15 protein-coding genes are annotated in these 19,366 nt (G+C 70.7%); 8 read left to right on the top strand and 7 right to left on the bottom strand.

Features of this window, described 5'->3' with window-relative positions; all coding sequences use genetic code 11:
• The first annotated feature begins 95 nt into the window (after window positions 1-95).
• Together ACIBH4_RS34770 and ACIBH4_RS34765 are read left to right on the top strand one after the other, a co-directional pair.
• Window positions 96-965 carry a carbohydrate ABC transporter permease gene (locus ACIBH4_RS34770; protein WP_362521777.1) on the top strand — a complete coding sequence of 290 codons (870 nt, stop codon included), beginning with the start codon at window positions 96-98 and terminating at the stop codon, window positions 963-965.
• Between the two features lie 41 nt (window positions 966-1,006).
• Window positions 1,007-2,572: a glycoside hydrolase family 13 protein gene (locus ACIBH4_RS34765; protein ID WP_362521779.1), complete on the top strand. Its 1,566-nt coding sequence runs from the start codon at window positions 1,007-1,009 to the stop codon at window positions 2,570-2,572.
• 43 nt (window positions 2,573-2,615) lie between these two features.
• Here ACIBH4_RS34765 and ACIBH4_RS34760 read toward each other — a convergent pair whose 3' ends face one another.
• Window positions 2,616-3,590 carry a GTPase gene (locus ACIBH4_RS34760; protein WP_362769935.1) on the bottom strand — a complete coding sequence of 325 codons (975 nt, stop codon included), beginning with the start codon at window positions 3,588-3,590 and terminating at the stop codon, window positions 2,616-2,618.
• Window positions 3,591-3,776: 186 nt separating this feature from the next.
• On the opposite strand from ACIBH4_RS34760, the gene ACIBH4_RS34755 reads away from it, so the two are divergent.
• Window positions 3,777-7,358, top strand: coding sequence for an AAA family ATPase (locus ACIBH4_RS34755; RefSeq protein ID WP_362769930.1), 3,582 nt, complete (start codon window positions 3,777-3,779; stop codon window positions 7,356-7,358).
• Between the two features lie 217 nt (window positions 7,359-7,575).
• Here ACIBH4_RS34755 and ACIBH4_RS34750 read toward each other — a convergent pair whose 3' ends face one another.
• Complete coding sequence (locus ACIBH4_RS34750) at window positions 7,576-8,754, bottom strand: MFS transporter (RefSeq protein ID WP_362521785.1); 1,179 nt, start codon at window positions 8,752-8,754, stop codon at window positions 7,576-7,578.
• A 214-nt stretch (window positions 8,755-8,968) separates the two neighbouring features.
• Complete coding sequence (locus ACIBH4_RS34745; RefSeq protein ID WP_362521787.1) at window positions 8,969-9,727, bottom strand: DeoR/GlpR family DNA-binding transcription regulator; 759 nt, start codon at window positions 9,725-9,727, stop codon at window positions 8,969-8,971.
• Window positions 9,728-9,784: 57 nt separating this feature from the next.
• Here ACIBH4_RS34745 and ACIBH4_RS34740 point away from each other — a divergent pair, with 57 nt between their 5' ends.
• The 3 genes from ACIBH4_RS34740 to ACIBH4_RS34730 all read left to right on the top strand — a co-directional run bounded on the left by ACIBH4_RS34740 (window position 9,785) and on the right by ACIBH4_RS34730 (window position 12,750).
• On the top strand, window positions 9,785-10,768 hold the full coding sequence (locus tag ACIBH4_RS34740; RefSeq protein ID WP_362521789.1) for a YafY family protein: 984 nt from the start codon (window positions 9,785-9,787) through the stop codon (window positions 10,766-10,768).
• A gap of 124 nt (window positions 10,769-10,892) precedes the next feature.
• Window positions 10,893-11,648 (top strand): alpha/beta hydrolase, encoded by a 756-nt coding sequence (locus ACIBH4_RS34735; protein WP_362769928.1) that lies wholly within the window; start codon window positions 10,893-10,895, stop codon window positions 11,646-11,648.
• Between the two features lie 82 nt (window positions 11,649-11,730).
• A complete protein-coding gene (locus ACIBH4_RS34730) occupies window positions 11,731-12,750 on the top strand; it encodes an LLM class flavin-dependent oxidoreductase (RefSeq protein WP_362521793.1) in 1,020 nt (339 codons plus the stop codon).
• Between the two features lie 54 nt (window positions 12,751-12,804).
• Here ACIBH4_RS34730 and ACIBH4_RS34725 read toward each other — a convergent pair whose 3' ends face one another.
• Genes ACIBH4_RS34725 through ACIBH4_RS34715 form a run of 3 tightly spaced genes read right to left on the bottom strand, consistent with a single transcriptional unit; the run spans window position 12,805 to window position 16,083 of the window.
• The gene (locus ACIBH4_RS34725) at window positions 12,805-13,569 is read right to left on the bottom strand and encodes an ABC transporter permease (protein ID WP_362769926.1); all 765 of its coding nucleotides are present in this window, start codon (window positions 13,567-13,569) and stop codon (window positions 12,805-12,807) included.
• Window positions 13,570-13,612: 43 nt separating this feature from the next.
• Window positions 13,613-15,169, bottom strand: a complete 1,557-nt coding sequence (locus ACIBH4_RS34720) for a hypothetical protein (protein WP_362769924.1) — start codon at window positions 15,167-15,169, stop codon at window positions 13,613-13,615.
• Entirely contained in the window at window positions 15,166-16,083 is a 918-nt protein-coding gene (locus ACIBH4_RS34715; protein WP_362769923.1) for an ATP-binding cassette domain-containing protein, read from the bottom strand. Before ACIBH4_RS34715 ends, ACIBH4_RS34720 begins: the two co-directional genes overlap by 4 nt.
• A gap of 87 nt (window positions 16,084-16,170) precedes the next feature.
• Here ACIBH4_RS34715 and ACIBH4_RS34710 point away from each other — a divergent pair, with 87 nt between their 5' ends.
• Both ACIBH4_RS34710 and ACIBH4_RS34705 read left to right on the top strand, forming a co-directional pair.
• Window positions 16,171-17,355 carry a HAMP domain-containing sensor histidine kinase gene (locus tag ACIBH4_RS34710; RefSeq protein ID WP_362769921.1) on the top strand — a complete coding sequence of 395 codons (1,185 nt, stop codon included), beginning with the start codon at window positions 16,171-16,173 and terminating at the stop codon, window positions 17,353-17,355.
• Entirely contained in the window at window positions 17,352-18,038 is a 687-nt protein-coding gene (locus tag ACIBH4_RS34705) for a response regulator transcription factor (protein ID WP_362521802.1), read from the top strand. Before ACIBH4_RS34710 ends, ACIBH4_RS34705 begins: the two co-directional genes overlap by 4 nt.
• Before the next feature lie 146 nt (window positions 18,039-18,184).
• On the opposite strand, the gene ACIBH4_RS34700 is transcribed toward ACIBH4_RS34705, so the two are convergent.
• Window positions 18,185-19,339 (bottom strand): NAD(P)/FAD-dependent oxidoreductase, encoded by a 1,155-nt coding sequence (locus ACIBH4_RS34700; protein ID WP_362769919.1) that lies wholly within the window; start codon window positions 19,337-19,339, stop codon window positions 18,185-18,187.
• Window positions 19,340-19,366 lie beyond the last annotated feature (27 nt).

Genomic DNA, 19,366 nt, shown 5'->3' with positions numbered 1-19,366 from the left:
CCGTTCAACCCAGTCGCCCGGCTCCGGTCCGGTCACCGGACCCTCACGGGGGAAAGAGGGCCGGGCGGCGCAGGCCCAGGGCAGCGGCGAGGGAGGTGCGCAGCCTGGTCTCCCCGCACACCCTCACCACCCCGCACGGGCGGCTGATCTACCGCCTCGTGCTGACCGCGGTGGTGCTCGTGTTCACCGCCGTGTTCGTCTTCCCGCTCTACTGGATGGTCACCGGCGCGCTCAAGACCCCGGAGGAGCTCGCCCAGATCCCGCCGAGCTTCTTCCCGACCTCCTTCGACTTCGGGGTGTACGCCGAGGCGTGGGACCAGCTGGACCTGGGAGTGTTCCTCACCAACACCGTCGTCTACGCCGGCGGCGCCTGGCTGTTCACGCTCGCCGTCGACGTCTCGGCCGCCTACGCGCTGTCGAAGCTGCGGCCGGTGCTGGGCAACGTGGTCCTGGGCATGATGCTCGCCACGCTCATGATCCCGCCGATGGTCATCCTGCTGCCCGCCTATCTGACGGTGAAGGACATGCCGATCTTCGGCTGGGACCTGCTGAACACCCCCTGGGTGATCTGGCTTCCCGCCGCGGCCAACGGGTTCTTCATCTTCCTGCTCAAGCGCTTCTTCGACTCGATTCCCAGGGAACTACTGGAGGCCGCCCAGATCGACGGCGCCTCTCCGGTGCGCATCCTGTGGTCGATCGTGCTCCCCGTCTCCCGGCCGATCCTCGGGGTGGTGTCCATCCTCTCGGTGGTCAACGTCTGGAAGGACTTCGTCTGGCCTCTGCTGGTGCTGCCGGACGGGGAGAAGATGACGATCAGCGTGGGCATCGCCTCACTCTCGGCGCAGATGCCGCAGAACGTGCTGATCGCCTCGCTGGTGATCGCGAGCATCCCGACGATGATCGTCTTTTTCGTCTTCCAGCGCAGCATCATGGCCGGCCTCACCGCCGGCAGCCTCAAGGGCTGACCTCGTCACCCACCTACGACTTACTAAGGAGTTGTTCCAGCATGTCCGAAACGTGGTGGCGGGGAGCCGCGATCTACCAGGTCTATCTCCGGAGCTTCGCCGACGGCAACGGCGACGGCATCGGCGACCTCGCGGGACTGCGCGCGCGCCTGCCGTACCTCTCCGACCTGGGCGTCGGCGCGATCTGGCTCAACCCCTGGTACCCGTCGCCGATGGCCGACGGTGGGTACGACGTGGCCGACTACCGTGACATCGAGCCGTCGTTCGGCACGCTCGCCGAGGCGGAGGAGTTCATCGCCGAAGCGCATGCCCTGGGGATCAAGACGATCACCGACATCGTCCCCAACCACGGATCCGACCGGCAGCGGTGGTTCCTGCGGGCGCTGCAGGCCGGGCCGGGCTCACCCGAGCGCGAACGCTTCCACTTCCGCCGGGGACGGGGCGAGAGCGGCGAGTCACCGCCCAACGACTGGCAGTCGATCTTCGGTGGCCCCGCGTGGACCCGGATCGCCGACGGCGAGTGGTACCTGCACCTGTTCGCGCCGGAACAACCCGACTTCAACTGGGACAACCCAGAAGTCGTCGAGGAGTTCCACGACGTGCTGCGGTTCTGGTTCGACCGGGGCGTGGACGGCATCAGGATCGACTCGGCCGCCCTGCTGGTCAAGGACATGGACAGCCTGGGCGGAGAGGAGGCCTACACCGACCTCGACGGCGTCCACGAGATCTACCGCGGCTGGCGCCGGGTGGCCGAGGAGTACGACGACCGGATCCTGATCGGCGAGGTGTGGCTGCCCGACCAGGAGCGGTTCGCCCAGTATCTGCGCCCGGACGAGATGCACACCGCGTTCAACTTCGACTTCCTGGCGTGCGCCTGGGACGCGGCCGCGCTGCGCGGGTCGATCGACCTCACCCTGGCCACGCACGTCCCGCTGGGAGCACCCCCCACCTGGGTGCTGTCCAACCACGACGTGACCCGCCCGGTGACCAGGTACGGCAGGGCCGACACCTCCTTCAGCCACGCCGACCGCAAGCACGGCATGCCCGCCGACCCGGTGCTGGGTGAGCGCAGGGCCCGGGCGGCGGCGCTGCTGGCGATGGCGCTCCCCGGCGGGCTCTACGTCTACCAGGGTGAGGAGCTGGGACTGCCGGAGGTCGAGGACATCCCCGACGGGCTGCGCCAGGACCCGATCTGGGTGCGTTCGGGCCGCAGCGACCCGGGTCGCGACGGCTGCCGGGTGCCGCTGCCGTGGTCGGGTGACGAGCCGCCGTTCGGGTTCGGTGCCGGGCCTGCGTGGCTGCCGCAGCCGCTGGAGTGGAAGGCGCTGACGGCCGAGGCCCAGGCCGCCAACCCCACCTCCATGTTCACCCTCTACCGCGCCGGGCTGCACCTGCGCCGCGAGTTGCTCGGCGACGGCACGCTGACGTGGCTGGAGGCACAGGAGGGGGTGCTGGCCTTCCGCCGGGAGTCGGGATTGGTCTGCGTGGTCAACCTCGGCGCGGAGCCGGTGGCCCTGCCCGCCCACGAGTCGGTCCTGCTCGCCAGCGGCCCGCTGGAGGAGAACCTCCTTCCTTCCGACACCGCCGTCTGGCTCCGAACGGCCTGACCTTTCGCTCCGGTCGGTCGCCGCCGGGATCCCCGTCTTCCGCTCAGAGGGGGATCTCGGCGAGGTCGAACGCCTTGGTGCCGTGTTCACCGTCCCAGATCATCAGATTGCCGTACGTGCGCGCCGTGGACACCGGCACCTCGGTGAGCTCCTCCACCTCCTGGAGAAGGCGCCGGAAGCGGAAGACGGCGGTGGGACCGAGCCTGTTCACGACACCGGTCATCAGCCTCGTGAGGTTGAACCTGAACAGCGCCGAACAGGGCAGCACCCGATGGTTGTCGCGTAGGCGGGAGAAAACCTCCCTGTGCGCCGGATAGCGCTCCGAGTAGGTGTCGCACACCTGCTGGGAGAAATAACCGCGGTAGTGAACCCCTCGACGGTCGAAGCCGAGCCTTTCGTCGGAGACGGTGAACTCCCCGGTGCCGTAGGTGCTCGCCAGGAGCAGGTCCGCGCGGGGTTCGAGGAAGACGCTCTCGTGGTAGGCGGCCTTCTCCTCCAGGCGACGCAGGAGAGCCCCGCCGGGGCCGAAGGTGCCCCGATCCCCGCGCATGTCGAAGATCCACGGGGGAGGGGTGAGCACGTCCGCCTTGGTGAGGACGAAGGTGAGCTTGCTCATGATGAGCCGTCGCGTCTCGATCGCGACGGTGTCGAGCAGCCTGCGCAGGCACTGCTCGTCATAGGCGGTGGATGGGCTGTCGGCGTGGCAGGCCCAGATGGCGATATCGCAGTGGATCAGTCTCTCCAGATACATGGCCAGGTGAGTCTCGTCGGCGGCGTCGGACTCCCCGATGCCTGGCATGTCCCAGAAGGTGAGCATGTGACCTGAGGTGCCGGGCACCGAGACCGGTTCCGGTCTTCGGGTGACCGGCCGGACGTGGCCGACGGCGAGATCGGTGCCGAAAAGGCTGTTCAGGAGGGATGACTTACCTACTCCTGTTTGCCCCATTATCGCCACACTTAGTGGTTTATCTAACCCTGCGCTTCTCTCGCGCCGGATATTCTCTCTGGCCTTTTTCATCTGGTCGTCGCCCAGCGGGCCGATGGAAAAGTCCTCGATCTTGGCCATGAGGGCGTCTCCTGTGACATCGTTGTCGAGCGCTTCGAGCTGTTTTCCGCGCTCATCTCCACGATGCGGCGAACAACCTTGCGATGACCTTGCAGCCGGAGCCGTCGCCGGAAAAACACGAATCGATCCTTTTGGGCGGTGGATGTGGCGAGCTTCGAGATCAGGCTGTTCGGCACCGTGGACATCGTGATCGACGGAGTACCACAGGAGATCAACCCGCAGCTGGCGAAGACGCTGGCCATGCTCGTCTCCGCCCGCGGCCCGATCTCCCCGGCAGCCCTGGCCTCCGGGCTGTCCGAACCGGCCTCGGACAGGCACGTGGAGGTGGCGCCGCCGGTCTCGCGGCTGCGCGCACTGCTGCGCGGCAGTGGGCTGGACATCCCCGGGGCCAGACGCTCACACGTCTACGAGCTGGTCGAGGACGCGCCCGGCCGCCTCGCCGCCACCGTCGACACGCGGCGCTTCGAGGCGTACCTGCGCGACGGACGGACGCTGCTGGAACAGGGCGACCTCGCCGCGTCCCTGCGAACGCTGAGAGAGGCGCTCGGACAGTGGTCCGGCGACCCGTTCGTGTCGCTGGCGGGCGCGTGGATCCCGCCCAGGGTCTGCGAGAGCTACCACGCCAGGCTGCGGGAGCGCCGCCGTGAGCTGATCAGGCTCGTCGCCCGCGTCGCCATCCGGCTCGACCTGCTGGGCGACGCGGAATTCCTCACCGGCGAGGTCGTCGCCGACGGGCAGCAGGACAGCGGCCCGCTGTGGCTGTTGCGCTTCCTCATCGCGCTGCGCGACGAGGGGGCGGTCGTCGCGAGGCAGATGATCGAACGGCGCCGCGCGATCTCCCCCGGGGACGACGCGGTGAGCCGGGCGCAGGACCTGCTGGCCCTGCGCGGTCACGGTCTCGGCCGTCCGCCGTCGCCCCCCGCCGCCCGCGCCTACGGTCACGGCGCCCCGCGGGTCCTGATCGGCCGCAGGGACGAGATCCTGCGGCTGTCCACCCTGGCCGGGCGGCTCGGACGCGGCGAGCCGGTGGCCCTGGCCGTCTGCGGCGTGCCCGGAGTCGGCAAGACCAGGCTCGTGGAGGAGCTGACCGTGCTGCTGCCCCCTAAGGTGCGCATGGTGACCGTCCCGTGCCAGGAACTCGGCGACCTCCAGCCGTGGCGGGTACTGGTCGGGACCCTGTGGGAGGATCTGCGGCGCGACCTGGCCGGCCCGGCCGTCCCGATCGGCCCCGAGGAGCGCGAGACGCTGGAGGGACTGATGTCGGCGGGCCTGTTCGTCTCGCTCGGCGGACCCGGCCACGAACGCGACCCGCGACGACTGGTCGACCTGCTGGTCGCCCTGTTGCGCCTGACCTGCGGCGCGGGCCTGCTCGTCGTCTTCGACGACGCCCACCTGCTCCGTTCCGACGCCGAGGACCTGCTGCACAAGGTGCGAGAGGCCCTCGGAAAGCTCGGAGAGGCTCCCGTCGGCTTCGTGCTCACCGACCGTTCAGAGCCCTCGCGCTGGCGAGGGCGGATGGACGTGCTGACGTTGTCACGGCTGGGGATCGAGGAGGTGGCGGAGTGGCTGGGCGCGACCCGGGGCCGCGAGCCGACACGCGCGGAGACCGGCAGGGCGATGGACGGCACCGGAGGGCTGCCACTGGACCTGTGCCGGATCACCGAGGCCGGTGACCTGCCCCGCGACCTCCCCGGGCACGACACCGCCTCCAGCCCGATGTTCCGCTGGTTCGCCGCGGCGGCCGTCACCGCCCTGGGCAGGGAGATCGACCCCGATCTCGTCGCGGACATGCTGGAGATCGACACCGATGAGGCGAACCGCAGGCGCGCGGTGGCCGTGACGGCCGGAACGCTCATCGACCGCCAAGGGCTGCGCTTCGGCCACGACACGATCAGGGAGAGCCTGCTGCGGGAGCTGAAGCACCACCCGGCACTCGCGATGGAACTGCACCGGCGGGCGTTCGAGATCCTGGACGAGCGACTGGCGCGGATGAGCGGCGACGGCTGGATCGACCCGGCGCTGCCGGTACGCGTCGCAGAACACGCCCGCTCCTCGGGGAGCGGGCTGTCTGAGGAACGCGTCGCCGCGGCCTGCCTCGGCGCCGCGCGGGCACAGCAACGCGGCTTCGCCACCGAGGGTGCGATCACCTGGGCACTGGCCGGGCTGGGAATGCGGTGCGACGCCGAGACCCGGGTCGGCCTGCTGATCACGCTGGGGGACGCGCGCACCGACGCCGGTGACCTGGAGGAGGCCGAACGCCTGTACCTGCGAGCCCATCGCGACGGCGAGAAACTGCCGAGGCTCGCGGCGGTGGCGGCCATCAGGCTGGCGCGCCGCTGGTCGGCCCCAGGACAGGCCGACCGGCAACTGCTGCACGTGCTGGGCAACAGCCTGGAGGCGCTTCGCGACGACACCGGTGAGGAGGCGGTCGCGCTGCGACTGCAACTGCAGGCGCACCTCGCCCACAAGCTGACGATGGCGGTCAGCGACAGCCTCGACCCCACGTACGCGGGCCTGCGGCCCGGGGTGGAGTTGGCCCGCGCGACGTTGGGCGAGCTGGAGAGGTCGGGGGCCGGGCCGCTCATCCGCTGCGAGGTGCTCAACGAGTGCAGATGGGGCCTGTACGACTTCGCGCCGCCGAAAGAGCTGCTGGGCATCGCCGAACGGCTCGGGGAGGCGAGCATCGAGGCGGCGTCCGCGCACTTTCGCAGCGAGGCCATGGTCGCCCTCACGATCGACCGGCTCCGGCTGGGCCGTCTGAGGGAGGCCGCCGCCACCGTGGCCGGTCACCGCAGGCACGTCGCACGCAACCACCGGGTCTTCGGGGCTTGGCTGCAGAACACTCTGGACACGCTGATGGACGTCTGGCACGGGGAGTTCGGCCGGGCCGAGGAGCGGGTCCAGGCCGAGTGGCGTCGACTGGACGAGGAGAGCGAGGGCGAGACGGCCTTCGCCGACACCCTGCGGCAGACCCTGCTCGCGCAGCACTACTGGCTGCTGCGCGAGCAGGGACGGCTCGGGGAGATCTTCGACTCCGGGCTCGCCAGGCAGGCGGTCGAGTACGAGTACTTCCCGATCTGGCGCGCGGCACTCATCCTGGCGCTCTGCGAGCTCGGCGGGCACGAGGACGCGAAGGACCGGCTGAGGGCGTTCTTCCGCGAGACCTCCGATCTCGGCGCGCTGCCGCCCGAGGGGTGGTCGGTCCCGACGCTCGCCCTGCTGGCCGAGTCGTGCGCGCTTCTCATCGAGGCGGGGCGGGGCGACCCCGAACTGTCGCGGTACGCCGCTCTGGTGCGAAGGCGTTTGTCGGCCCACCGAGGGCAGATCGCGCTCGCCGGGTGGCCCGCGATCCTGCTGGGGCCGGCGGAGCGCTATCTCGGGTTGCTCGCGCTGGCCGAGGGGGACACAGAGGAGGCGCTGCGGTGCTTCGGCGAGGCGTTGCTGCTCGCCGACGCCGCCTCCCCGCTGATCGCACACCTCCACCTCGACCGTGCCAGGGCTCTGCTTGTGCGAGACGGCGAGAATTCCCCGCGGAACGTCTGCGAGAGCGCCTCCGGCTACGCTGCGGGAGGCTCCGTACCAGGCTCATCGGGGGCCTCGGCAGGGGAGGGGGAGAGGGATTCCGGCAGGGAGGCCGCCCATCTGCTCCGCCGCGCGCTGCGCCTGGCCGAACGCCTCGGCATGGCCGGGGTCGCCGCCCGGGCCCTGTCACTTCTTTGAGTGTCTGGCGGGGTGCGCTCTCTTCCCCGCGCTGTGATCAAGGCCGCTGCGATCAGGCTCACCGGTGTCGAGGAGTGCCGGATGGATCAGAATGGATCAGATCACGACTCTCCGGCGTCGCGTCGGCCGATGCCGCGCGTCCTGGGCATCCGCCCTCTCGGAGGGCACTTCCCGACTCTTGGAAGGCACCTCCCTCGGGTCATTCTGAATTTTTGATCTACTTTGTAAAGGGCGGGGTTCTGAGCGCTCTCGCGGCCAGTGCGACGAAAAGAGCGAGCAGGGCGGGGATGGCGAGCGCACGAGGCAGGCCGACCAGCTCGGCGGCGCCGCCGATCAGCACGGGTCCGCTGAGAAATCCCACATACCCCAGGCTCGCCACCCTGGCCAGCGCCTTTCCGGCACGGGCCGGGTCGCGCCTGCCGGCCGCGGAGAAGACCTGCGGGACGATGCAGGACAGGCCGGCCCCGAAACAGCCGAAACCGATCACCGCGGCGATCTGGTTCCCGGCGAGCAGGCCGAAGCCGAGCCCGGAGGCGGCCAACGCCCCGCACGCGCGTACCAGGTTCACCGGCCCCAGCAGGGCTGCCAGCCTGTCACCGGCGAGACGGCCCGCGGTCATCATGATCGAGAAGGCGGCGTAGGCGACCGCGGCGAACCCGTCGGAACTGTTGAGACTCTCGCGTAGATAGACCGAGCTCCAGTCGGCCGCCGCCCCTTCGCCGATCATGCAGCAGAAGGCGAGGACACCCAGCAGCAACACCCCACCGCCTCCGCTTCCGCCGCCGGCCGCTGGTCCCGTCCCCGCGGGGGCGGTAGGCACGGTCAGGGACAGCGCCCAGCGGGTGGCCCAGAGCGCGAGCGCGACGATCACGACGGCGGCCGCGGTGAACGTCTGCCCAGGACTGAACGCGGCCTGGGCGAGCAGCCCTCCCGCGGCGGCGCCGAGGAAGCCGCCGATGCTGAACACGGCGTGGAAGGACGACATGATCGGACGGCCCGTGGCCTGCTCGACCTCGACGGCGTTGGCGTTCATCGCCACATCCAGCGTGCCGTGCACCGCGCCGAAGGCGAACAGCGCGAGGGCGAGGCCGGCGAGGTTCGGCATGAAGGCGGGCAGGATCAGCACGAGGGCCTGCGCGAAGGCCATCGGCAGCATCACCTTGACGCTGCCGTAGCGGTCGACCAGGCGGCCGACCACCTGCATGCCGGCGATCGCCCCGGCGGCGATGCCGAGCAGCCCGAGACTGAGCTCGCCCTCGCTCAGCCCCAGCCCCTGTTTGATCGACGGGATGCGCGCCGTCCAGGTGCCGATGGACATGCCCGAGAGCAGGAAGAGCAGGTAGACCGCGACCCGGCCGCGTAGCAGCGCGCTCCGGTCGAAGGTGGTGACGTGCATGGGGGAGAGCTCCAGTCGGACGGTGCGGATCGGAGGAGGACGGGTGGGCCGTTGCGTCTCCGGCAGGTTCGCCGAGTGAGGATTCCGGTTCCGGCCGGTCGCCGGGGTCGGGCGACGTGGGGCGGATGGCATGGCTCGGACAGCGCGGACCAGGAGCGGCGGATCGAGTGGGACAGGTGGGGCGGCGCAGGTGATGCGGATCGGGTCGTGTGGCTCAGACCGTGCGGACGGCGACGCCTGCGGCGATCATGGCGTCGTGCTCGGCGGGGGGCAGCGCGGTGTCGGTGATGACCATGTCGAGGCGGTCCAGCGGGCAGACGGCTCCGAACGCGGTGCGGGTGAACTTGCCGGAGTCGGCTGCCGCGATCACGCGCCGGGCCGAGGCGATCGCGGCCTGCTTGACGGCGACATCGGACAGGTCGTGGGCGGTGAGGCCGTGCTCGGCGGACAGGCCGCAGCAGCCGATGACCGCGGTGTCGAAGCGCAGGGACCGGATGGCACTCTCCGTCAGCGGGCCGGTGAAGCTCAGCTCGCCCGGGCGGACCTCACCCCCGGGGAGCACCAGGCGGATCCGGGAGGCCGAACTGAGCTCGGTGGCCGACTGCAGGCAGAGTGGCAGCACCGTGAGGCGGCGGTCGCGGATCACGCGCGCGATCTCCAGAGAGGTGGTGCCGCTGTCGAGCAGCACGGCCTCCCCGTCGGCGAGCAGGGCCGCGACCTCGGCGGCGATCCGTTTCTTGGCCTCCACCGCCTCGCGCTCGCGCACCCCGAAGGGCGGCTCCTCCCCGCGCAGCAGCAGGCTCACCGCGCCACCCCTCACCCGCCTGACCACGCCTTGCTGGGCGAGCTCGTCGAGGTCGCGGCGGATGGTCATCTCGGAGACGGCGTGCTCGACCGCCAGCTCCGCGACCGAGACGACGTCGCTGGCGCGCAGCGCCGACATGATCGCACGAATGCGATTGTTACTCTCCACGTGTTCATTTGAACATAGGCTGTGTGCGATTGGCAAACGTGCGGGACAATGGCCACCATGCGCGCGAGTCGTCTGCTCTCACTTCTGCTGCTCCTGCAGAGCCGCGGTCGGATGACGGCCACCGAGCTGGCCGAGAAGCTGGAGGTCTCCGTCCGCACGGTCTACCGAGACGTGGAGGCGCTGTCGGCGGCCGGGGTGCCGGTCTACGCCGACCGCGGCCCCGTCGGCGGATACCGCCTGCTGGACGGCTACCGCACCCGCCTCAACGGGCTGACCGCCGCTGAGGCCTCCTCCCTGTTTTTGGCCGGACTGCCAGGCCCCGCCGCCGACCTGGGGTTGGCCGAGGTCGCGGCCAACGCCGAGCTGAAGATGCTCGCCGCGCTTCCTCCCGAGCCGCGCTCGCACGCCTCCCGGATGCGCCGGCGCTTCCACCTGGACGTTCCCGGCTGGTACGGCGACGCCGACTCGGCCCCCTTCCTGGGTGAGGTCGCCGAAGCGGTGTGGGAGCAGCGGCCGCTGCGGATGACCTACCGCCGCTGGGGCCCTCGCGACGTCGAGCGCCTGGCCCACCCGTACGGCCTGGTCCTCAAGGGCGGGGCGTGGTACATGGTGGCGAGCGTCGGTGAGGGAGGACCGCGCACCTACCGGGTGTCGCGGATCCTGAGCGCCGAGTTCGCCCAGGGGCACTTCGAGCGTCCCGCCGACTTCGACCTGCCCGCCTTCTGGCGCGACTACACCGCCGGCTTCCGTGAGCGGATGCACACCGGCGAGGCCGTGGTGCGGATGGCGCCGGGCAGTGAGAGGATGCTGCGCCACACGGTGGGCGCGGAGGTCGCCGAGGCCGCGCTGGCCAAGGCGGGCCCGCCCGACGAGCACGGCTGGGTCGTGCTGCGCCTGCAGACCCAGTCCATCTTGCAAGCCCACTGGCAGCTGCTGAGCATGGGCGCCGACATCGAGGTCCTGGAGCCGCCCGAGTTGCGCGAGCGGATGGCCGCCACCGTGGCCGACCTCGCCGCGCTGTACGGCACGGGGCCCGGCTGAGGTCGGCCCCGCCCGCTACAGGGCCGTCCCCCCGCGGTTAACCGATTGCGGAGACCGGGGACAGCCGCGACGATGGCCGAATGCTCTTGCTCACCCTGGACGATCCTCGTTCCCCTGCGGCCCGATGACACTCGCCTACGACGAAGCGGGAGTGGGCGAGGCCGTGGTGCTGCTGCACTCCAGCGCCGCCGACTCGCGGATGTGGGACCCGCAGTGGGAGACGCTGACCGCCCGCTTCCGAGTGATCCGGCCGGATCTGCGGGGTTACGGCCGCACACCGTACGCCTGCGAGACCCCCTACTCCGATCCCGGCGACGTGGCGGATCTCCTCGCCGCCCTCGCGGTGGAGAGGGCCGCGCTGGTCGGGGCCTCCTATGGAGGCCAGGTCGCGCTGGAGGTGGCCACCGCACACCCCGCTCTGGTCTCCCGGCTGGTGCTGCTCAACCCGGGCTGCGGGCTGCGACCCACCCCCGACCTCGTCGCGTTCGGCGAGGAGGAGGACCGGCTGCTGGAGGCGGGGGAGGTCGAGGCCGCGGTGGAGCTCAACGCCCGCACCTGGCTCGGCCCCGAGGCGGACGGGCAGGCCCGCGCCAGGCAGATGGCCATGCAGCGCCACGCCTTCGAGGTCCAGCTCGCCGCCGACCCCGAGCCTTCGCAGCTGGAGGGGGAGATCGACCTGGGCCGGGTGACCATGCCCACCCTGGTGGTCAGCGGCGCCCACGACCTGCCCTGCTTCCAGATGACGGCCCGCCACCTGGCCGACAGGCTGGCCTCGGTGACGGCGGTGCACCTGGAGTGGGCCGGGCACCTGCCGAGTATGGAGCGGCCCGGGGAGATCACCTCCCTGATCCTCCAGCACCTCACCCGGCCCGCGGCCTGAGAGCGCCGGAGCGGACCGTGCCCGGCAAGGCGGCCCGGGACCGTACGGAGGAGATCCACGCCGGAGGTGTTCGATGGGCAGGATGCGGATCGGAATCTTCCTGGTCGCGGCGGGTTTCCCCGGCAGGCCGCAGGGACAGGTGCTCCGCGACTGCGTGGAGGCGATCGCGGTCGCGGAGGAGGCGGGGTTCGACGACGCCTGGATCGCCGAGCACCACTTCATGTCGTACGGGGTGTGCCCGTCGGCGGCCACGCTGGCGGCGGTGGCGCTCGGAGGCACGCGGACGATCGGGGTGGGGACGGCCGTGAGCGTGCTGTCCACGCAGCACCCGGTGGCGCTGGCCGAGCAGGCGGCGATGTTGCACCACCTGTCGGACGGGCGTTTCGCGCTGGGGGTCGGCAGAGGCGGGCCGTGGGTGGACCTTGAGGTCTTCGGCACCGGCCTGGCGAGATTCGAACGCGGTTTCGCCGAGTCGCTCGACCTGCTGTGCCGGGCACTGGGGGAGCGTACGGTGTCGGCCGCGGGGGAGTTCTTCCGTTTCCGCGAGGTCGCGATGGTACCGGTGGCGTCGCTGCGGCCGGTCGTGGCGTGCACCTCGCCGGAGACGGCGCTCCTCGCGGCCGCGCGGGGACTGCCGATGCTGCTCGGCATGCACATGGACGACGCGGGCAAGGCCGCGATGCTCGCCGGCTACGACGCGGCGCCTCCACTGGCGCCGGGAGCCCTCGCGTCGCTTTCACCGGGCGCGGACGCGGTCCGGCACGTGGCCGCCGTCGTCGGATACGTCGCCGACTCGACGGCGGCGGCCGTACGCGAGCTGAGGAGCGCCATGCCCCGCTGGCTGGAGCCGGGCCTGAAGGGGTACGTGCCGGTGGACGGCCGCAGGCGGCCCGGGCGAGACGTGGGGGAGTACGTCGACTTCCTCACCGATGTCCATCCGGTGGGTGACGCAGACCACTGCGTGGAGACGATCAGGCGCACCCGCGAGGCGACCGGGCTCGAACACCTGATCCTCATGGTCGAGGGTGCGGGTGAGCACGCCCGCACCCTGGAGAACATCCGCCGGTTGGGCGCCGAAGTACTGCCGCGGCTCCACGGCTGACGACCCGCGGGTCGCTTGTTCAATTTGATCTACATTGTAAAGCTGTTCGGCTGGTCATACATCACGCATCCTCAAAGACAACCCACCACCCAGAAGCGCGGCGGCGGCCCATGCCGCCGGTACGCTCAGGCCGCTCCATGGGCCGAGGGGGAGGGTGGCGAGGCCGGTGGTGGCCTGTACGGCGAGCCCGGCGTTCATCGGGGAGATCCGCCAGAGAAGCCGCTGCCAGTCGGCGTCGGCGACCATGAGGATGAGGGCGGGGAAGAGGTAGAGCAGGCCGAGTACGACCCCGACGGCGGTGGCGGAGTCTCGGACGACGGTGGCGACCCCCAGGCCGAACAGGGCGATCAGTGCCAGATAGAGGACCGAGCCGACGGCGGCACGCAGCATGGGAGCGCTGGTGAGGACGAGCGTTTCGGCGGGAAAGCCGTTGCCGAGCAGGATGTGCGGTGCGGACAGCGCGGAGGCGAGCACGGCGACGCTCCCGGCGACCAGGGTCAAGGCGGCCAGAATGATCGCCTTGGCGGCCAGGACACCGGTCCGGCGCGGCATGGCGGCCAGGGTGAGGTGGATCATGCCGGTGTCGTATTCGCCGGTGATCGCCAGGACGGCCAGGATGGCGACGACCGCCTGGCTCACCTGGACCCCGAAAAAGATGATCTTGGCAGGGTCGTGGTCGCAGGCAGCCGGGGAACACGACACGACGGCGGAGGCCGCGACGCCGACGGCGACGGTCAGCACCACGATCGCGAGCAGCAGCCAGCCGGTATCGGCCAGGCTGCGAAGTTTCGTCCACTCCGCATGCAGGTTTCTGCTCATGCGCTCCTCCCGCGTCGCCGGGAAGGGCGCCGGTGGGGGTGTCTCATGCGTCCCTCCGGCTGAGCCGGAGGGCGGCCAGGCAGAAAGCGAGCGCTGTATAACCGGCCAGCACGGTCAGACCGGCCCACGGCGGCAGCGGGTAGAACCCGGCGATGGGCGCGTAGTGGCCGAGCACGTGCGCGTACTGCGGGATGCTCTGCTGCGCGGCGAAGCCGGCCGCCGGTGTGACGCGCAGTAGCCACTGTGCGGCGCTGTCGGGCAGGATCGAGGTGACTGCGAGGACGTGCGGGACCACGATCACCGTGACGGCGGTGACGACCGCCGCGACGCCGCGCCGCAGCAGCGCGCCGAGGGCGAGGGAGAGCACGGCGGCCAGCGCGAACAACGCCGCCACGCCGACGATGATGCGCACCTGGGTGAGCGGGGACACCGGGAGGACGGCATTGCCGTTGTCACGCAGAATTCGCCCGCCGACCGTGAACGTGATCGTGGTGGCGGGCAGGGCGGCGGCGAAGGTGATCGAGCCGAGCACCAGTGCCTTGGCCGCCAGCATCCGGTCGCGGGGCGGGCAGGCCAGCAGGGTCGTCCGGATGAGGCCGTGCCGGTATTCGGCGGTGATGAACATGACCGCCACCACGATCACGAGGATCAGGCCGATCAGCGCGCCGCTGAGGGGGTGTTCGGGGGTCGGGCCCTCGATGGCCGGCGCGACGTCACCGACGCCGGTTATGGAGAAGGTGCCGTCGGACCGGCCGGCGCGGCCCGGGTGGTGCTTCGTCCCGTCGGGTGCGATGGTGACGCCGATGTCGTCGTCTCGCCACGGGCCGGAGACGTTGCCCTCGAGCTTGACCTGGTCGAACTCGCCGGTGGCTTCGGTGAAGCGGGCCGCCGCGACGGACCCGCCGAGATCCCCCTGTGTGATGGTCAGATCTCCAGGCGATGTGGCGAACATGCCGATCTGGACGGTCTGTGGCAGCCCGGCCAGGGGTGCGATGCCGGTCTGGGTCCAGTTCGTACCGTCGGCGGATTCGTACCCGGTGAGGGTGTCGCCGGAGCGGGTCAGCCGGAGCCAGCGCGGCGATTGCCGGGAGACGCCACCCGGCCGGCCGGCCACGTCGTGAGTGAAGTCGTACTGCATCCGCACCCCGTGCTCGCCGGTCATCATCACCGCCGCGTAGGCGGAGCCCTGCCTGACGCTCTCCTTGATCATGACTCCGGCCTTCGCCCACGGCACGAGGCCGGGAACCACGTTACGCCGCCCCGGCGTGACATCGGGTTTACGGATCTGCCCGGTCATGGAGGTGAGGCGGACGGTGATGCCGCCGTCTCCGGACAGCGGCCGGTGCACGAAATAGAACTTGTCGTCCACCGCTTCGCCGCCCGGACCTGTCAGTGGCGGCGGGCAGGCGACCTCGACCGGGCCGGAGCTGCAGGAGGCGTGGCTGCCGGAGGCCGACAGCAGCCCGATCAGCACGGTGACCAGCGTGGCCAGGCTCATGGTGACCCCCCAGCCGCGTACCGTCCTGAACTTGGTCCACTCGGCGCGCAGCAGCCGCCGAAAGCCCTCGCGCCCGGCGGAGCGTGAGGGGTGGGTGCTCATCGTGCCGCTCCCCGGTATTCGACCGCATCGGCGGTGAGGTCCATGTAGGCCTGTTCCAGCGTCACTCGGTGCGCCGCCACCTCGGAGAACGGCACCCCGTTGGCGTTGAGCACCGCGACGATGTGCTCCGACGGCAGCCCTGAGACGACGATCGTGTCGCGGTCGGTCACGGCCGTCGTGGCGCCGGCGTGACCCAGTGCGGACAGGGCCTCCGAGCGCGCGGCGGTACGCAGGGTGACCCGGCCGCGGGAGGCGGTCGTGATGAGATCGGCCACACTGGTGTCGGCGATGACGCGGCCCTTGCCCACCGCCACGAGATGGTCGGCGGTGTCCTCCAGTTCGCTCATCAGATGGCTGGACACCAGCACGGTGCGCCCTTCACGGGCCAGCGACCGCAGGAAACCGCGCATCCACACGATGCCCTCGGGATCCAGGCCGTTGACCGGCTCGTCCAGCATGAGCACCGGCGGGTCTCCAAGCAGCGCGGCCGCGATACCGAGCCGCTGGCGCATGCCCAGCGAGAAGCCGCCCGCCTTGCGCCGGGCGACGGTCTGCATCCCGACCTGGTGGAGCACCTCGTCGACCCGCCTGCCGTCCAGGCCCTGGGAGTGGGCCAGCCACAGCAGGTGGTTGCGTGCCGTGCGGCTCGGTTGAAGCGCGCCGGCGTCGAGCAGCGCGCCGACGTGGGTGAGCGGGTTGGGCAGGCCGGTGTAGGGCCGTCCGCCGATCAGCGCGTGACCCTCGTCGGCCGCGTCCAGGCCGAGGATCACCCGCATCGTGGTGGACTTGCCCGCCCCGTTGGGGCCGACGAACCCGGTGACCTGACCGGGCGCGACGGTGAACGACATGCCGTCCAGCGCCAGGGTCGGGCCGAATCGTTTACGCAGCCCGCTGACTTCGATGTTCGCTCGCATGCGATCGGTTGTACGGACTCGGCCCTAACACGGGTCGAACAGGCGCTGTCACATCGTTGTTAGGTCAGGCACGGCATCCTGGATGCCATGCGAAAGTGGCGACGACCTGCACGCACCGTACGATTGCGCTTCACCGTTCTGTACGGTGCCATGTTCCTGCTGTCCGCCGTCGGGCTGCTGGCCATCAACAACCTGGTGGGGCTCGGAGGGACGAAGGTCAGCCAGGTCGCACCCCCTGGGACCTCGCCGGTCGAGCCGGCCACGCTCGCCGACGCCATGGATCGCATCGCCTGGCTCCAGGCCCGGCTTTCCGACATCCATGCGGATCAGTCACGCCGGCTCCTGGTCGGCTCGGCGCTGGCACTCGCGGTCATGGCCGTGGTGTCGGTCGTCCTGGGCCGGATCGTCGCGGGCAGGGTGCTGCGCCCGCTGCGGATCATCACCGCGTCCACCCGGCGGATCTCGGCCGACAACCTGCACGAGCGGCTGGCCCTGCGAGGCCCGGCCGACGAGGTCAAAGATCTCGCCGACACCATCGACGAGCTGCTGGAACGGCTGGAGAGCTCGTTCGCCGCGCAACGCCGGTTCGTCGCCAACGCCTCCCACGAGCTCCGCACTCCGCTGGCCACCATGCGCGCGTCCCTGGACGTGGCCTTGGCCAAGCCGGAGCCCGTGCCGGTGCAGACGGTGGCGCTGGCCGACCGGCTGCGCACCGAACTCGATCAGGTCGATCGGCTGCTGGAAGGTTTCCTCACGCTCGCCCGCACCCAGCGCGGTGCCCTGGCCGACCGCACGACGCTCTCGCTGGGCGAACTGGCGAGCACCGCCCTGCACGCCCGGGCCGCCGACATCACCGCCCATCGCCTCGTCGTCGACTCGGCGGGCTGTGTCGACGACGGCGCGTGGACGCGGGGGAACAGCACGCTCCTCACCCGGATGATCGACAACGTCATCGACAACGCCATCACCCACAACCGTGAAGAGGGCTGGATCCGTCTCGTCACCACCGACGACACCATGGCCCGGCTCGTCGTCGAGACCGGCGGACGCGTCTTCGAGCAGGAGCAGGTCGACCGACTGGTGGAGCCCTTCCAGCGTCTTGGCGCCGACCGTACGCACTCCGGCAACGGCTCAGGGCTCGGCCTTTCGATCGTCGCGGCCATCGTCGCCGCGCACGGCGGTACCCTCGACCTGCGGGCCCGGCCAGAAGGTGGTCTCCGCGTCGCCATCTCGCTGCCTCTGGTGGCCGTGCCGGCGGAGGTTCCGGCGTGAGAGTGCTCGTGGTCGAAGACGCCCGCTCTCTCGCCGCCGTACTCGTCGAAGGCCTGAGCGATCAGGGTATGGCCGTGGACGTGGCCCACGACGGCCTGGAGGCCGCCGCCAAGCTCGATCTCAACGCCTACGACGTGGTCGTCCTCGACCGCGACCTGCCGGGCATCCACGGCGACACCCTCTGCCAGATGATCGCCGAACGCGACGAGCGCGTCATGGTCTTGATGCTGACCGCCGCCGACTCGCCCGCCGACCGGGTCACCGGCCTGACCTTGGGGGCCGACGACTACCTGGCCAAGCCCTTCCACTTCCCCGAGCTGGTGTTGCGCATCCGCTCCCTGGCCCGTCGCCGGCCCACGGCCCGGCCTCGCACGCTGCGCGCGGCCGGCATCGAGCTCGACCCGCTGCGCCGCACCGCCACTCGCGACGGCCGCCACCTGGACCTGTCGGTCAAGGAGTTCGCCCTGCTCGAAGCTCTTCTCCACGCCGCTCCCGCGTTTCTCGGTGCCGAGGACCTGCTCGAACAGGTGTGGGACGAGCACGCCAACCCCCTGACCAACACCGTCACGGTCACCATCGGCCGCCTGCGCCGTAAGCTTGGCGAGCCCTCGGCCATCACCACCACTCCCGGAGTGGGGTACCGGATCACGGCCCACGATCTCGGTCAGGGGCCGACGCGGTGAACGCGGAGACGGGGGCGCGCCGGTGCGCTCCGGCCATGTGGAGAAACGCGGTCGCCGCATCCGCTGCCAAGGGGCGCGTCCGTCTACGGTGACCACAGGGACACCGCAGGGAGACGGTTGGGCGTCGGTGCTCTCGCGCCTGGCGGTCAGGAGGCCTGGACCTCGTCGAAGAGGGCGAGGGCTTCGGCGGGGTCCGGGCTCACGAGGCGTTCCAGACCGGCCGTCGTGAATTTCGCCCACCTGCCGGCCCGTGCCCACATCCGTTCCTCGAAGGCGCGCACGGCCTCGTCCAGTTCTTCTGGGCCGGGGGCGGCGGCGACGGCCTCGGCGAGTTCTGCGCCTTCCAGCATCGCGAGGTTCGCGCCCACCCCCAACGGGGGCATCAGGTGGGCGGCGTCGCCCAGTAGCGTCACACCGGGGACGTGGGTCCAGGTGTGGGACACGGGCAGGACATGGAGGGGGCGGTGGAAGAAGGCGGTGCCGTGGCGGAGGAGGTTGAGGACGGGGGCGGCCCAGCCGTCGAACAGGGCCAGCAGGCTTGATCGCACGGCCTCGACGTCGGCCGGGTTCAAACCTGCGTCCGGGTCCGTGCGCCGGTCCAGGTTCGTGTGCCGGTCCAGCGGCGCGCGGAACTGGGCGTACACCTTGACGTGGCCTCCGCTGTTGCGCTGGGCGACGAGGGCGCGGTTCACGCCGTAGACGGCGACGGAACCGTCGCCGATCAGCCGGGCGAGGTCGGGGTGGCGGGTGTCGACGTCGTCCAGGGAGGTCTCGACCAGGGTGACGCCGGTGTAGTGCGGTGTCGCGGACGAGACCGCCGGGCGGACCCGGGACCAGGCGCCGTCCGCGCCGATCACGAGATCGAACGTCTCCTGTCGTCCGTCCGCGAAACGGATCAGCACGCCATCCTCGGTTTTCGGCACCACCTGCGTCACGCCCCGCCCCCATTGGGCGTCGAGCGGGCCGAGCAGCAGGTCACGAAGTTGCCCCCGGTCGATCTCGGGATTGGCGCGGTCACCCGGGCGCGGTCGCCAGTCGCGCAGGACGGTCCCGTCCGTGTCCAGGATGCGCATGGCCTGTCCCTCGGGGCGAGACAGCGTCTGGAAACGCGCCAGCAGTCCTGCCTTGTCCAGCGCGAGCTGGCCCATCTTCTCGTGCAGGTCCAGTGTGCCGCCCGGGGGACGGGCGTCGGGTGCGGGATCGCGTTCGAGAACGGTGGCGTGGTGACCGTGGCGGTGCAGGACGCGGGCGAAGGTGAGGCCGGCGGGGCCGCCGCCGATCACGGCGATACGATGTCTCATGTCGATACACTGTATTTAATCGCTACG

The sequence above is a fragment of the Streptosporangium sp. NPDC050284 genome, assembly GCF_044459525.1.
Lineage (GTDB): Bacteria > Actinomycetota > Actinomycetes > Streptosporangiales > Streptosporangiaceae > Streptosporangium.
Note: the sequence above shows the minus strand (reverse complement) of the source record. Positions and strands in the feature narration are given on the sequence as shown.